The organism is Hydrogenophaga crassostreae, from assembly GCF_001761385.1.
In the GTDB taxonomy this organism is placed as follows: domain Bacteria; phylum Pseudomonadota; class Gammaproteobacteria; order Burkholderiales; family Burkholderiaceae_C; genus Hydrogenophaga; species Hydrogenophaga crassostreae.
Map to the genome: position 1 here is coordinate 112,954 of NZ_CP017476.1, position 13,303 is coordinate 126,256.

Consider the following 13,303-nt stretch of genomic DNA (forward strand, 5'->3'; position numbering starts at 1 on the left):
TTGCGCACACGATCGAATGGCATGACTCCTGAAACCGACCCCGCTTCTCCAACCGCCGACCCCGCAACGCTGCCCAAGGGCCCGCTTGCCCGCGAGGCCCTGGCCCTCGGCGCGTTTGACCACCTTGTGGCCCATTCGGCCGGTTTCCGCTCGCGCCCTGGCCAGCGCGAGATGGCGGCCCACATCGCCGAAACCCTGAGCGTCGTCAGTTGGCCCACCGATGAATCGGGCGCTGCGTCAACGCCGCCGCCTGAAGAGCGGGCCATCGCCGTGGTGCAGGCCGGCACTGGCGTGGGCAAGTCGGCGGCCTACGCGGCTTCGGTGATTCCATTGGCCCTGGCACAGCAAAAGCGCGTGATCATTTCCACCGCGACCGTGGCGCTGCAAGAGCAGCTGATGGCGAAAGACCTGCCTGCCTTGTCGGCCGCCTTGCCGCAGTCGTTCACCTTCGCCCTGGCCAAAGGGCGGGGCCGCTATGTGTGCCGCCTCAAGCTCGATCAGCTCAGCGGAGGTGATGCCGCCAGTGCCGAGCTGTTTGACAGCGACGACGCCAGCGACAGCCCCAGCAGCGCCCCCGACGCCCTGGCCACCCACACCGTGGCCAGCGCCGCAGCCAGTGCCCGCGCTGCAGAGCGCTGGACCGAGCGCGCCAGCCAGTACACCCAATGGACCGCCTCGCTCGACAGCGGCGCCTGGGACGGCGACCGCGATCGGCTTGATGACCCTCCCGACGGCGAACTCTGGAGCCCCGTGGCCGCCGAGCGCCACACCTGCACCGCGCGCCACTGTCCCAGCTACAACAGCTGCAGCTATTACCAGGCGCGCGCGCGCCTCGCCCAGTCGCAGGTGATCGTGGTGAATCACGATCTGTTCCTCTCCACGCTCGGGCTGCACGCGCTGCCCGCGCCACAAGACTGTTATGTGGTGTTCGATGAAGCCCACCACCTGGGCGCCGTGGCCCAGGGGCAATTCACCGAAAGCATGGACCTCATGCGCAGCCAGTGGCTCGACCGCTTGCCGAGGGCCGTCGAAGAGGTAGCCGGCGCCTTGCAGCACACGCCTGGCATCGACGTGGCCGGGTTCGCCCGCGAACTCAAAACCGCACAGGGTGAACTGGCGCGCCTGGCCATGGCGCGCATCGGTTCCTTGCCCGCCTGGGACCTGCACACCGGCCGCGCCGCACGGTCCCCGGTCGCTCGCGGTGGCTTCGACAGCGCCAACGTGCCCGTGGTCGAGCGCTTCGAAGGCGGCGCCTTGCCGCCCGAATGGACCGAAACCGTGGCGCAGTTGCACACGCGCTCCAGCGCCCTGCTCAAGGTGATGGAAGCGCTGGCCACCCAGCTCAAAACCAACGCCCGCGAAAACCCCGGTGACGCCGCGCGATGCGCCAAGCTCTACAGCCGCCTGGGCGTTCTCGCCCCACGCCTGCAGCATTTGCAGGCCACGGCCGAGCTCTGGTTGCAAGAGCCCATCGACGGCCAGGCACCGCTCGCCAAATGGCTGGAGGCGGGCATTCAAAATGGCCTGGTCACGCTCAGCGCCCACGCCTGCCCGCTGCAACCTGGCAGCCTGCTGCGTTCCCATTTGTGGAGCAAGGTGCGGGCCGCCGTAGCCACCTCTGCTTCGCTCACCACCTGCGGTACGTTCGATCACTTTCTGCACGAGTCGGGCCTGGCGTTTGACGACGCCGTGAGCGCGCGCGAAGTGCAAAGCCCGTTTGACCACGCGACCCAGGGCCGCCTGGTCGTGGTACAGACCCAGGCCGACCCCAAGGACGTAGAAGGTTATTCCCGCGAAATGCTCGACGCGCTGATGGAAGACCTGACGCAGGTGCAGCGTGGCGCGCTGGTGTTGTTCACCTCCAAAGCCCTGATGCGCCGCGCGCAAGACCTGCTGGAGCGCGGCATGCACAGCGCGCTGCGCGACAAGATTCTGGTGCAGGGCCAAGCCTCGCGCACGCTGCTCATCAAGCGCCACGCCGAGCGGGTGGCCGAAGGTGGTGCTTCTATTCTGTTTGGTCTGCAATCTTTCGGCGAGGGGCTGGATCTGCCCGGCGAACTGTGCGAATGGGTGTTCATCACCAAGTTGCCTTTTGCCTCGCCCAGCGATCCGGTGGGCCAGGCCCGCGCCGACTGGCTCAAGGCCCAGGGCCGCGACCCCTTCAGCGAACTCGTGGTGCCCGCCACCGGCGCGCGCCTGCTGCAATGGACCGGCCGGGCCTTGCGCACCGAAACCGACGAGGCTGTGGTGGTTTGTTACGACGCGCGGCTGCTGCGCCAGGCCTATGGCCGGCGTATGCTGCAAGGCCTGCCGCCCTACAAAGTGCAGCGCCGTGTGGACGGTGTGTTGACCGATGTCTGAGCGACACTTAGGGGCCGTTTGAACGACGCCTGATTCTTCTTGTTTATGGAGCTTTTCCCATGCTTTTCGCCGCCCTCAAACTCGCTCACGTTCTGGCCGTCGTGGTCTGGATCGGCGGCATGGTGTTTGCCCACTTCTTCCTGCGCCCCGCCGTGTTGAAGCTGGAGCCGCCACAGCGCATCCGCCTGATGCACGGTGCGCTGCAGCGCTTCTTTGCCGCCGTGCTCGTGGCCATCGTGGTGATTTTGGCCAGCGGCCTGTGGATGATTGGCCGCGTGGCCAAAGAGTCGGTTCAAGCCGGCCTGGGCTTCAACATGCCACTGAACTGGACCATCATGGCCACGCTGGGCATCGTGATGATGGCCATCTTTGGCCACATCCGCTTTGCTCTGTTCAAGCGCTTGAGCAAGGCTGTGGCCGTGAGCGATTGGGCGGCAGGCGGTGCGGCACTGGCTTCGATCCGCACCTGGGTGAGCATCAACCTGGCGATGGGTGTGGTGATCATTGCCATCACGATGTTGATGGTTTGAAGGCGGTTGGCGGTGTGTCGAGGGCGTCTCGCAGCCAACCAGAATTTCGGTGCCTGAGCTAGAGGGCAAGGGTGCAACGGTTGCGCGGGCATTGTCTGTCTGTTCTACCTCGCCTGGATGGTCTGGAAAGACAAGGCGCCGCCACGCTCTGGCCAAGTGTTCGCACACAAAGGGTTTTTGCCCTTCATCCTGAGCCCCAAACGCACGATCCTTTTTTCTGGCCTTCTTGCTGCAGCTCGTGAGCCCCCAAGCGGCCTCACCAATGGCGCAACTGCCGCTCCGGCAGGCGTGTTCATGGCGTGTTTGTGGTCTATGGCTTGCTGGCGCACCAGTTTCACCAGGTGGTCATGGGCTCGGCGCGGATACCTGCCTGGGCGCTCAGCTGGCCATGCAGAACGGTTGAACGGGTCGATCCCTCTGGCAACGCACGCCGCACCGGCCTTGTGCAGCGCTGTCGCCCTGACCCGCTTCAGCGCCGGGGCGGCTGGCTGGGCAGGGTAAACGGAGCCTCTTCATCGGGGGCACCCAGGTCACCCAGACCGGCGCCCATTTCGTGCAGCGTTTCCACCTGGTGTTTCACTTCCTGGCAGGGGCCACACATGCGCAGGTGCATGCCCATGCGCAGGCGGTCCAGCCAACCGAGGGGTTCATCCATCGACTGCGAAACCAGTTCATCGACGCGGCGACACGAATGGAAAAGGGTGTGGAGAAAAGTCATGCGTGGTTTCCACCGGAGTGGCCTTGGGAGGACATGCATTGGCGCAGGCCTGTGCGAGCCCGGTGAAGGATCGTACGCGTGTTGTCGGGGCTCAGGCCCAGGCGTTCGCCGATCTCGTCCGATTCAAAACCCAGCCATTCGCGCATCATGAAGACCTTGCTGGTTTGAGCGGGCAAGCGGCGCAAGCAGCTGTCCATCACCGTCATCATCTGGCGCTGGGCTTCCCGGTTCTCGGGCTGCTCCCACACGGGCACGGGTTCAATGCGGCCGCCCTGAGCGTTGTAGAGGGCTTCCGCGGGGTCGTTGTCTGACCCATCGGTTTCTTCGTCTTTGACATGCACGCGCCTGCGCTGGTGTGGCGAGCGGTACCAGTCGGCCACCTTGTTTTTCAGTATGGCGATCGCCCAGGTGGTCAGTGCGGCCTGGCCCTTGTGGGCCTGCGGGTTTTCGAAAATCGCCATCAGTGTTTCCTGCACCAGGTCTTCGGCCAACGCGGCTTCGTGTACGACCACACGCGCGTGCCTCAACAAGCGCTGTCTCAGCGGGCCCCAGGGGTCTTCTTGCTCGACCGCTGCGGTTTCGGCGGGGGTGACCTCGATGGGGGGCGGGACTTCGGCGGGTTGGGCGAGAGCGGTGTTCATGGGCGAGGGACTGACAGATTTTTTCAAAGCGTGGGCGTGTGCCACTTGTGCCATATCAGTCAGCGCCGGGGGCCAGTTCTTACAAAAATTGATGTCACAAACTTGTGAGCTTGCCAGGGAGCCTGTCCTCACGCCAGCCACGGTGCCACCTTGGGGTGGCGGCTGGCGCGGGGGTCAGGGCAGGGCAGGGCAAACACAGGCGTTGCTCATTCACGCTGGCCTGCTCAGTTGCGGTAGATGCCACCGTTTGCGTTGCCGTTGGGGTAGAGCTTGCCCTGGGCGGCGAGATCGGCCACTTCCATGAGCACTTCAGCGCGGGTCAATGTGCTGGTGGAGGGCGCTGGGCGGGCGTTGATTCGCTTGATGTCGGCGTCGCCATAGGCGATGGTGCCGGCGGCACGTGCTTCGCGCATCTCGGCGATCACTTCGGCGCGGGTTTTGGTCGATACGAAGTTGTCCTGGTCTTGAGGATAGAGCTCACCGTTGTTGCCCGACATGGCAGAAGCGGAGAAGGCTGTGGCGGCGAGCAGGGTGGCAATGACGAGGGATTTCATGGTGGTTCCTTTGGGGGGTTGTGCAACGCTGCTGTGTGCAGTGTTGTCCCTTACTTGGTCGCGCCAGCCTTCAAAACCGTGACAACTATTTTTCAAATAGATTTATCCCGATCGTTGTCCGCATGCGTTTTGAGCGGGGTCAGGTCAACGGTGAGGCCGCTCTTTGCAAAGCACCACGCACAGCTCAAGACGCTTGCTCCACCCATGACGATTGCGTGTGCCCCAACAAACGCTGCCACAGCCAGGGCAGCGCCTTGCCAATGTCGGCGCGCATGCTGCGCTGCTGGATCGGCGCGGCGCCCACATCGGCCGCATTGCCCAGATCAAAGCTGAAGGTGTAGCTGGGCTCCTGGCCCATGCGCAGATCGGTCAGCAGCACATGCCCCGGATTGGCGCTGGTCTGCATTTTGAAAAACCCCTGACTGAACGCCGCGATGCGCGCCACCGCATCAACCTCGCCGTGTTGCTTGATCAATTCGGCGCCACGGGGGTGGGCCGTCCAGCGCACGGTGGGCTCGGGATCGAGCAGGGAGTAGTAGCCCTCGAAATACTGCTCTGGCGTGGTGGCGACCAGGCGCCAGAGCACGGTGTTGAACGGCGAGGGCGTGACCAGCAAGTTGTTCGCCGCGATGTTGGGCGCTGGCATGGCCGCGCGGGCGATGGTGGTCACCTGGTATTGCGCCACCATGCTCCAGCCCAGGTAGGCGGTGCTGAGGGCCAGCGCCACCGCGTTCCAGCGCAAGCCGCGATCGCTCTTCAGCCGCAGCGCGGCGACCACACCGACGATCAGGGGCAGGGTGTAGGCCGGGTCGATGATGAACACGCTGCTCACGGCGAACGGGTGGTCGGTGAATGGCATCAGCAGTTGTGTGCCGTAGACCGTCATGTTGTCGAGCAGCGGGTGGGTCACCAGGACGAGCCAAAGCGCCAGCCACCACCTCTTGAACAGCGACATCTCGCCATGCACCTTGGCCGCGACCCACGCCAGCAGTGGCGCAAACAGCGTGAGGTAAAAAAGCGAATGGCTCTCGGCGCGGTGGCGAACCATGTTGAGCACCGGGTTGCCGTGGTCGATCACCACATCGAGGTCGGGCAGCGTGCCGGCGATGGCACCCCAGAGGGCGGCTTTCCAAACGGCGGTGCGGCGCCCCATCACGGCCACGCCCACGGCCGAGCCCAATGCAATTTGCGTCAAAGAATCCATGCGCGGACTTTAGCGGGTGAGGGGACGCCGTGAAGATGGAGGGGCATGTCGCAAGCAGACAACCCACAATCCAGAACGCCGCAGGCGGCGCAGGGGGGCTAAACCTTTACCACGATGGGAAAAACCGCGCGCAGCCCATCACTCCATTGCGCAAACGGCACGGTGACAGCCGACTGGCCTTGCGTGCCCAGGCGCCGCCAGATGCTGTCGCTGGCGTTGCCCGGATCGCCGGCGACGTAGAGCTGGGTGGTGAGCAAATCGGTGTTGCCCAGCCGAACCTTGACGTGAATGTGGGGTGTGCGGCCGGTGTATTTGGCGGGCCGCAGGGTGCGGAAACGGTAGCGGCCGTCTTTGCCCACGGTGACGCGGCCAAAGCCCTGAAACGCTGGGTCGGCCAGGCCGCCGTCGCGCGGGTGGTGGTAGTGGCCTTGCTGGTCGCATTGCCAGATTTCCACCTCCGCGCCGGCAACCGGTACGCCCAGCGTATCGGTCACCACGCCTTCGACCCAGGCGGTTTGCCCCGCTGTGTAGTCGGCTTGGCCATTGCGCAGCAAGTCGAAATCGTGATCGGCTGGCAGGCGCTCTGGGTAGAACGGGCCTTCGGTCTGGCTGGGGGTGGGCTGCAGGCGGGTGCCTTGCGCCCAGGCCGGTCTGAGCCAGGCCGGGGCGGCGGAGGCAGCGACCAGGCCTGCGCTTTTCAGCAGCAGGTAGCGGCGGTCATTTGATGCAGGGAGGACTTGAATGGGGTCTAGGCGCATGGGGTGCTCCAGGTGGTGCGCGATCCCTTTGTGCCTACGTCTGATGCTGCAGGGCCAGGGACACGAAGCGGATGGTGTGGTCGTCAGGATCGCTGGGATTGGCACCTTCTTGGAAGCCCAGGCGCCTGGCAAGTTCCAGCATGCCCTTGTTTTCCCGCAAGACCGTGCCCACGATGCGTTGCGTGCCCCGTTCGCGCAGGTAGGCGATCAGCTTTTCCATCAGCTTGGTACCCAGGCCGCTGCCCTTGGTGTCGGAGCGCACGATGACACCGAATTCGGCATCGATGTTGTCGGGGTCGATGGTGGCGCGCACGGCGCCCAGGGTCTCTTCCCCGTCGCCTTCGATATGGCGGGTGGCGATGAAGGCCATTTCACGGGCGTAATCGATCTGGGTCAGGCGGGCGAGTTCGCTGTGCTCGATGCTGCGCCGGCTGTAGAAGATGCGCAGTCGGATGTCTTCGGGGTCCAGTGCTTCCAGAAAAGTTCGGTGTTGCGGCTCGTCTTCGGGACGGATGGGCCGCAGCGTGACCGGTTTGCCCTTCATGGGCCATGTCTCCACCAGCGCTTGCGGGTAGGGCTGGATGGCGAAGTGCTTCGCGCCCGCCGGGCACTGCGCCGAGACGCGCACCCGAGCGTCCAGCGCCACCGCACCTTCGTGGTTGGCGAGCAGAGGGTTGATGTCGAGCTCGGCAATCTCGGGTACATCGGCCAGCAGCTGCGAGACGCAGACCAGCACCTGTGCGATGCCATCGATATCGGCGGCGGGCTCGTCGCGGTAGCCGTGCAGCAGCTTGGCGATGCGGGTGCGCTCGATCTGTGCCAGGGCCAGCGGGGTGTTGAGTGGTGGAAGCGCCAGCGCGCGGTCGGCCAGCACCTCAACGGCGGTGCCGCCCTGGCCAAACAGGATGATGGGGCCGAACACCGGGTCGACACTGGCGCCGATGATGAGTTCGTGGGCATGTTTGAGTTTGATCATGCGCTGCACGGTGAAACCCTGCACATCGGCGTCGGGCCGCAATTCGCGCACGCGTTCCAGCATGGCGGCGCAGGCTTCTTTCAACTCGGCTTCGTTGGCGATGTTGAGGCGCACGCCGCCCACATCGGACTTGTGGCTGATGGCGTGCGACAGAATTTTCAGTGCCACCGGGTAGCCCAGTTCTTTGGCGGCAACGATGGCTTCGCCAGGCGCGGCCTTGACCACGCGCGTGGCCACCACCGGCAGACCTGCCGCGTCCAGCAGATCCTTGGCTTCAGGCTCGGTGAGCAATTCGCGCCCGCTGCCGATCACGGCATCGACGATGGCCCGGATGCGTGGCATGTCAACCGGGCGTTTGGCGCTGCGCGCAGGAGGCGTTTGCAGCAGCTCGATCTGGTGCTGCCGGTAGGTGCGCAGCATCGCAAATGCGCGCACGGCTTCTTCCGGTGTGTCGTAGTCGGGCACGCCTGCATTGCGAAAAATTTGCCGCGCCTCTTTCACTGCGCCTTCACCCAGCCAGCTGCCCAGCACGCGGCGTGGCTGTTGCGTGACCGAAGACAGCAGTGCGTTGGCAATCTCTGTGCTGGGCACGATGGCGGTCGGCGCCTGTATGAAAAGCACGGCGCTGTCGGCCTCTCCTTTCAGGGCCTCCAGTGCGTTCACATAGCGATCCCCAGGGGCATCGCCAATGATGTCCACCGGGTTGCTGTGTGACCAGTTGGGCGGCAGCACCGCATTGAGTTTCGCCAGCACTTCGGGGCTCAAAGGCGTGAGCGGCACACCTTCGCTGGCCGCTGCGTCGGCCGCCATCACGCCGGCGCCACCGCCGTTGGTGAGCACGATCAGGCCGCCGGATGGGCCATCGCGGAAGCGCGACAAGGTTTCGGCGGCAAGGAACAGGTCTTGCAGCGAGTTCACGCGCAACATGCCCGCGCGGGCGATGGCCGCGTCGAACACGGCGTCCGATCCGGCCAGCGCACCGGTGTGCGACGCTGCAGCGGCCTGGCCGGCGGCAGAGCGCCCGGCCTTGACCACGATCACTGGCTTGTTGCGCGCTGCGGCGCGCGCGGCCGACATGAATTTGGGGCTCTCTTCCACGCTTTCGATGTAGAGCAGGATGGCGCGGGTTTTGGGGTCGCTGCCGAGGAAATCGAGCATGTCGCCAAAGTCCACATCGGCGTGTTCGCCAAGCGAAACGAAATGCGAAAACCCGATGCCGCGCGAACCAGCCCAGTCGAGCATGGCGGTGACCAGCGCGCCCGATTGCGAAACGAACGCAAGTTCGCCGGGAATGGCACCGATGTGGGAAAAGCTGGCGTTGAGACCGAGGTGTGGCGCCAGCATGCCGATGCAGTTGGGGCCGAGGATGCGCAGCATGTGGGGTCGCGCTGCGTCGAGCATGGCCTGTTTCTGGGCCTTGTCGAGACCGGCTGTGATGACGATGGCCGCGCGGGTGCCGCGAGCGCCCAGCTGCGCAATCATGGGCGCCACCGTGGCCGGTGGTGTGCAGATCACGGCCAGCTCCGGTGCGATGGGCAATGTGCCGACGCGGGCATAGGTTTTTACACCGTCCAGGTTGGCATGTTTCGGGTTCACCGGATACAGCTTGCCGGTGTAGTCCGCACTCAAATTGCGCCAGACCGTGGCGCCCACGCTGCCCGGGCGGTTGGAAGCGCCGAAAACAGCGATCGACGTGGGAGAGAAAAGGGCGTCTAGGTTGCGAATGCTCATGAGGTCTTTTCAGCCTTGTTGGATGCCATGAAGGCGATCAAGGCGGAGCGCATCGCCTCTTCAACCGACATGTCGATGGGGGTGGTCCACTGGCGCGGGACGAAGACGGTGTAGCCGCCGATCATGTACCCCATGGGCAGGTACACGGCGACGCGGTCGTTCAGGTCACCCAGGCCACGAGGCAGGCCATGCAGCGAATTGCGCGTGACGAGGCCCACGATGCCGAGCTCGTGGCCGGGCATGTTGAGCAACACCACTTGTTGCGAATCCTGGTCATGTGGCGAGAAGTAGTCGGCAAAATTTTTCAACGAGGAATAAATGCTCTTCACCACCGGCAGGTTGGTGAAGGGCAGCTCGACCCAGGACAGCAGGCGCGAGGTGACCGGCAACGAAACCAGAAACCCCAGCACCAGAATCATCACGGCGCCCAGCGCGATGCCGAAGCCGGGCAGGTAATAGTCGCCAATCAGCGGCCGAATCATGGTCATGGCGCTGCGCTCGATCCAGGCCACAAACAGGTACAACACATAGACCGTGAGCGCCAATGGCAGAAAGGTGATCAGGCCGCGGAAGAAATATTGGTAAATGCGATTCATGGGGTCGGGAGAATGGGCCAAAACGGCGCGGGATTCAGCATATCAGCCTGGCAAGTCGAGCGTCTGACCGCTTGGCAAACAGCCGTCCGTCATGAACTGTCCTGGCCGAGCGCGAAGGCCGCATTGGCCAAGTTGCTTGCAACAGGGGACAATGGCCCAACATGTTCTGGGTTGGTTTCCAACAAAGACGCTCCACCGGTCGCCTGAATGGGCCTGTCGAGGAACTCTTCGCGCTTAGCCGCGCTCTTGCTTCTATGAATGAACTGTCTGTATTTCTGAGCCGCGTGCTGAGCGGCTTGCTCAAGCTGGTGCTGGTCATCGCTGCTTCGGTGTTTGTGATCAGTTTCTTGATCGCTGCACTGGTGGTGGTCGTGGCGGTATCGCTGTGGTCGCTGATCACGGGGCGCAAGCCCGCGCCGGTGGTGATGTTTGGCCGCATGCGTGAGCAGTCGCAGCGCTACACCCAAGGCATGTGGCCTGGTCAGGAGCGACAGGAGCCGCTGGGCGATGTGGTGGACGTGCAGGCCACCGAGGTGGTTGAAGACGCTTCGCCTTCGCGCCCTGGCGGTCGCTGACCGGACGTCAGTCCGAATCGCTTTCCCCGGATTCCCCGGCTTTTTTCCGCGCGAGTGCCGCGTCATACAGCGCATTGCGCGCCTGCCCAGTGATCTCGGCGCACAAGCGCACCGCTGATTTCATGGGCATTTCAACCAACAGCAAATCCAGTACCCGCAAGCTGTCGGCGGGCAAGCCTTCCCTCGGGCCATCGCTGCTCTCAGGGTGCACCATGAGCACGAACTCGCCGCGCGTGCGGTGAGCGCTCGCCTGCAACCAGGCGGTAAAGCCGTTGGCCGGCATCTGGGCCACTTCTTCAAACTGCTTGGTCAACTCCCGGCCAACGGTGAGCGTTCGTTCGCCCAGCAGGGCCATGTCTTTGGCCAGGGCTTCGATGCGGTGCGGCGCTTCCAGCAGCACCGTGGCACGGGCTTCAGCGCCCAGCGCCTGAACATCGCGTTGCCGTTCGGTGGCCTTGGGAGACAAAAACCCACGAAACACGAACTGTCCGTCCCAGCCCGCTTGCCCCGCCACGCTGAGCAGGGCCGTGATGCTGCTGGGGCCTGGCAAGGGCACGCAGCGCAGTCCGGCAGCCACCACCGCCTGGGCCAGGCGCGCGCCCGGGTCGCTCACGCCAGGCGTGCCCGCGTCGCTTACATAGACCACCCGCTGTCCTTCTTGCAAACGCTGCACCACGGTCAAAGCCGCTTCGGCCTCGTTGTGTTCATGCACAGCCAGCAACGGTTTGTGAAGTCCGTAACCTTGAAGCAGACCCGCGGTGTGGCGGGTGTCTTCGCAGGCCACGGTATCGGCCAGCGACATCACATGCAGCGCGCGCAGCCCGATATCGGCCAGGTTGCCAATGGGTGTGGCCACCATGTACAGCGCGCCCTGCGGATAATGCTGGTGGGCTGCCGCTTCGCGTGCGGCGATCAACAAAGATGGGGGGCTGGCAGACAATGTGGTTTTCCAGAAAAAAACAGGCAGGCGACACACCCGAACCCGGGGCCGTGATCACGACCAAGTCGCGTGGTGATATGGCCGAGGCAACCGCCTTGGAACACCTGCAAGGTCAAGGCCTCAAGCTGGTTCGACGCAATTTCAAGACGCCCGGACGGGGTGGCGGCGAGGTGGATTTGATTATGCGCGCCGCGGATGGCACGCTGGTATTTGTCGAGGTCCGCCAGCGCTCCGCCCATTCACGCGGCGGGGCTGGTGGAAGCATCACACCGATCAAGCAACAGCGCATCGTTCTGGCTGCACGGCACTTTTTGCTGCAACTTGGATCTACCCCACCTTGTCGGTTCGATGTGGTCTTGATTGATGGCCCGTTGTCGTCGCAGCCCAAACAGCCTCGGGCCCAGATCGAATGGTTGCGCGCCGCATTTGATGCAACCGACGTTTCGTGAACCTCACTTCGCCCGCTATCATTCCGCCATGCTTTTGCAACGTATCCAGCAGCAGTTCATCGACAGTGCCGATCTCAAATACCAATGCGCTCAGGCTTTGGCGCCTGAAGTGGAGGCCGCGACAAACGCGGTGCTCGCTGGCGTCACAGGTGGCGGAAAGGTATTGAGCTGTGGCAATGGAGCGTGCGCCGCTGCCGCACAGCAGTTTGCGGCGGGTTTTGTGGGGCGCTACGAACGGGAGCGCCCGGAACTGGCCGCCTTCTCGCTGGCCGCCGATGCGGCGGTCATCACTGGCATTGCCAACGATTTTGATTTTCGCACCGTGTATGCGCGGCAGGTGCGGGCACTAGGGCAGGCCGGAGATGTGCTCCTGGTGATTTCCATTACCGGTAATTCGGCGAATGTGCTGGCGGCGGTGGATGCCGCCCACGAGCGTGATATGACCGTGGTGGCCCTGTCGGGCGGGCGCGGTGGTCGTTTGGCGCAGATGCTGCGGGACACCGATGTGAGCGTGTGCGTGCCCAGCGAGGTGAGCGCCCGAATTCTGGAAGTGCATCAATTGGTGTTGCACTGCATTTGCGATGGCGTGGACGCCCAGCTGCTGGGTCTGCCCGATTCATTGAACCTTGAACAGGAGAACCCTGCATGACGAAGAACAACCGCTTTTTAACGCCCGCCCGCTTGATGGTGGGTGCCCTGTGTCTGGCCAGCTTGTCGGCTTGTACGACCTTGGTGGTCGGTGGCGCGCTGACCGGTGCCATGGTGGCCGTCGACCGACGCAGTTCGGGCGCCCAGCTGGATGACCAGGGCATTGAATTGCGCGGATCCAACCGCCTTCGAGACCAGATGGGCAACCGTGCCCGAGTGAGCGTGACCAGCTACAACCGCCACGTTTTGCTCACCGGCGAAGCCGCCAGTGAAGCCGCCAAGGCGGAGGCCGGAGAGATACTGAAATCAATGGACAACGTGGGGCCGATTTACAACGAGCTGGGGGTCACCAACAGCCCGTCGTTCACGGAAAAAGCCAGCGACAGCCTGTTGACTGGGCGGGTCAAGGCCGGTCTGGTCGAGATTCGCGAGCTGTCGACCAATGCATTCAAGGTGGTGAGCGAGCGTGGAACCGTCTATTTGATGGGTCGCGTTACGCAAAAAGAAGCTGACATGGCCACTGAAGTGGCTCGTACCACCAAGGGCGCCATGCGTGTGGTGCGGGTGATGGAAATTTTGTCGGAAGAGGAACTGGCGCGCCTGCCCGTCGCCCGATAAGGAC

At 63.9% G+C, this 13,303-nt stretch carries 14 protein-coding genes; 6 read left to right on the forward strand and 8 right to left on the reverse strand.

Features of this window, described 5'->3' with window-relative positions; translation table 11 throughout:
* Nucleotides 1-21 precede the first annotated feature (21 nt).
* The gene (gene dinG / locus LPB072_RS00560) at nt 22-2,361 is read left to right on the forward strand and encodes an ATP-dependent DNA helicase DinG (RefSeq protein ID WP_066097053.1); all 2,340 of its coding nucleotides are present in this window, start codon (nt 22-24) and stop codon (nt 2,359-2,361) included.
* Between the two features lie 59 nt (nt 2,362-2,420).
* Nucleotides 2,421-2,891, forward strand: coding sequence for a CopD family protein (locus tag LPB072_RS00565; protein ID WP_066097056.1), 471 nt, complete (start codon nt 2,421-2,423; stop codon nt 2,889-2,891).
* 469 nt (nt 2,892-3,360) lie between these two features.
* On the opposite strand, the gene LPB072_RS00570 is transcribed toward LPB072_RS00565, so the two are convergent.
* The 7 genes from LPB072_RS00570 to LPB072_RS00600 form a co-directional block, all read right to left on the reverse strand.
* Nucleotides 3,361-3,609, reverse strand: a complete 249-nt coding sequence (locus tag LPB072_RS00570) for a zf-HC2 domain-containing protein (RefSeq protein ID WP_066097059.1) — start codon at nt 3,607-3,609, stop codon at nt 3,361-3,363.
* Nucleotides 3,606-4,250, reverse strand: a complete 645-nt coding sequence (locus tag LPB072_RS00575; protein ID WP_157694194.1) for a sigma-70 family RNA polymerase sigma factor — start codon at nt 4,248-4,250, stop codon at nt 3,606-3,608. The genes LPB072_RS00570 and LPB072_RS00575 overlap by 4 nt, the downstream gene beginning before the upstream one ends.
* 224 nt (nt 4,251-4,474) lie before the next feature.
* A complete protein-coding gene (locus tag LPB072_RS00580) occupies nt 4,475-4,804 on the reverse strand; it encodes a DUF4148 domain-containing protein (RefSeq protein WP_066097062.1) in 330 nt (109 codons plus the stop codon).
* A 184-nt stretch (nt 4,805-4,988) separates the two neighbouring features.
* Nucleotides 4,989-6,008 (reverse strand): metal-dependent hydrolase, encoded by a 1,020-nt coding sequence (locus LPB072_RS00585; protein WP_066097065.1) that lies wholly within the window; start codon nt 6,006-6,008, stop codon nt 4,989-4,991.
* Nucleotides 6,009-6,106: 98 nt separating this feature from the next.
* Complete coding sequence (locus tag LPB072_RS00590; RefSeq protein ID WP_082877206.1) at nt 6,107-6,766, reverse strand: dioxygenase family protein; 660 nt, start codon at nt 6,764-6,766, stop codon at nt 6,107-6,109.
* Between the two features lie 34 nt (nt 6,767-6,800).
* Nucleotides 6,801-9,473, reverse strand: coding sequence for a bifunctional acetate--CoA ligase family protein/GNAT family N-acetyltransferase (locus LPB072_RS00595; RefSeq protein WP_066097068.1), 2,673 nt, complete (start codon nt 9,471-9,473; stop codon nt 6,801-6,803).
* A complete protein-coding gene (locus tag LPB072_RS00600; RefSeq protein WP_066097070.1) occupies nt 9,470-10,069 on the reverse strand; it encodes a DUF502 domain-containing protein in 600 nt (199 codons plus the stop codon). The genes LPB072_RS00595 and LPB072_RS00600 overlap by 4 nt, the downstream gene beginning before the upstream one ends.
* Before the next feature lie 254 nt (nt 10,070-10,323).
* Between LPB072_RS00600 and LPB072_RS00605 the strand changes: the two genes are divergently transcribed.
* On the forward strand, nt 10,324-10,644 hold the full coding sequence (locus tag LPB072_RS00605) for a hypothetical protein (protein WP_066097073.1): 321 nt from the start codon (nt 10,324-10,326) through the stop codon (nt 10,642-10,644).
* A 7-nt stretch (nt 10,645-10,651) separates the two neighbouring features.
* Here LPB072_RS00605 and rsmI read toward each other — a convergent pair whose 3' ends face one another.
* The gene (rsmI, locus tag LPB072_RS00610; RefSeq protein WP_066097076.1) at nt 10,652-11,584 is read right to left on the reverse strand and encodes a 16S rRNA (cytidine(1402)-2'-O)-methyltransferase; all 933 of its coding nucleotides are present in this window, start codon (nt 11,582-11,584) and stop codon (nt 10,652-10,654) included.
* Between rsmI and LPB072_RS00615 the strand changes: the two genes are divergently transcribed.
* The 3 genes from LPB072_RS00615 to LPB072_RS00625 are packed head-to-tail and all read left to right on the forward strand — an operon-like array spanning nt 11,584 to nt 13,299.
* The gene (locus LPB072_RS00615; RefSeq protein ID WP_066097079.1) at nt 11,584-12,033 is read left to right on the forward strand and encodes a YraN family protein; all 450 of its coding nucleotides are present in this window, start codon (nt 11,584-11,586) and stop codon (nt 12,031-12,033) included. The two genes, rsmI and LPB072_RS00615, sit on opposite strands and share 1 nt — an antisense overlap.
* Nucleotides 12,034-12,061: 28 nt before the next feature.
* Nucleotides 12,062-12,682 carry an SIS domain-containing protein gene (locus LPB072_RS00620; RefSeq protein ID WP_066097082.1) on the forward strand — a complete coding sequence of 207 codons (621 nt, stop codon included), beginning with the start codon at nt 12,062-12,064 and terminating at the stop codon, nt 12,680-12,682.
* Entirely contained in the window at nt 12,679-13,299 is a 621-nt protein-coding gene (locus LPB072_RS00625; protein WP_066097085.1) for a BON domain-containing protein, read from the forward strand. The genes LPB072_RS00620 and LPB072_RS00625 overlap by 4 nt, the downstream gene beginning before the upstream one ends.
* Nucleotides 13,300-13,303: the final 4 nt, after the last annotated feature.

Bases quoted from the DNA above. Each gene is read 5' to 3' on its own strand.
- dinG (WP_066097053.1), top strand. From the start codon at position 22: ATGACTCCTGAAACCGACCCCGCTTCTCCAACCGCCGACCCCGCAACG.
- LPB072_RS00565 (WP_066097056.1), top strand. From the start codon at position 2,421: ATGCTTTTCGCCGCCCTCAAACTCGCTCACGTTCTGGCCGTCGTGGTC.
- LPB072_RS00570 (WP_066097059.1), bottom strand. From the start codon at position 3,609: ATGACTTTTCTCCACACCCTTTTCCATTCGTGTCGCCGCGTCGATGAA.
- LPB072_RS00575 (WP_157694194.1), bottom strand. From the start codon at position 4,250: ATGAACACCGCTCTCGCCCAACCCGCCGAAGTCCCGCCCCCCATCGAG.
- LPB072_RS00580 (WP_066097062.1), bottom strand. From the start codon at position 4,804: ATGAAATCCCTCGTCATTGCCACCCTGCTCGCCGCCACAGCCTTCTCC.
- LPB072_RS00585 (WP_066097065.1), bottom strand. From the start codon at position 6,008: ATGGATTCTTTGACGCAAATTGCATTGGGCTCGGCCGTGGGCGTGGCC.
- LPB072_RS00590 (WP_082877206.1), bottom strand. From the start codon at position 6,766: ATGCGCCTAGACCCCATTCAAGTCCTCCCTGCATCAAATGACCGCCGC.
- LPB072_RS00595 (WP_066097068.1), bottom strand. From the start codon at position 9,473: ATGAGCATTCGCAACCTAGACGCCCTTTTCTCTCCCACGTCGATCGCT.
- LPB072_RS00600 (WP_066097070.1), bottom strand. From the start codon at position 10,069: ATGAATCGCATTTACCAATATTTCTTCCGCGGCCTGATCACCTTTCTG.
- LPB072_RS00605 (WP_066097073.1), top strand. From the start codon at position 10,324: ATGAATGAACTGTCTGTATTTCTGAGCCGCGTGCTGAGCGGCTTGCTC.
- LPB072_RS00615 (WP_066097079.1), top strand. From the start codon at position 11,584: ATGTGGTTTTCCAGAAAAAAACAGGCAGGCGACACACCCGAACCCGGG.
- LPB072_RS00620 (WP_066097082.1), top strand. From the start codon at position 12,062: ATGCTTTTGCAACGTATCCAGCAGCAGTTCATCGACAGTGCCGATCTC.
- LPB072_RS00625 (WP_066097085.1), top strand. From the start codon at position 12,679: ATGACGAAGAACAACCGCTTTTTAACGCCCGCCCGCTTGATGGTGGGT.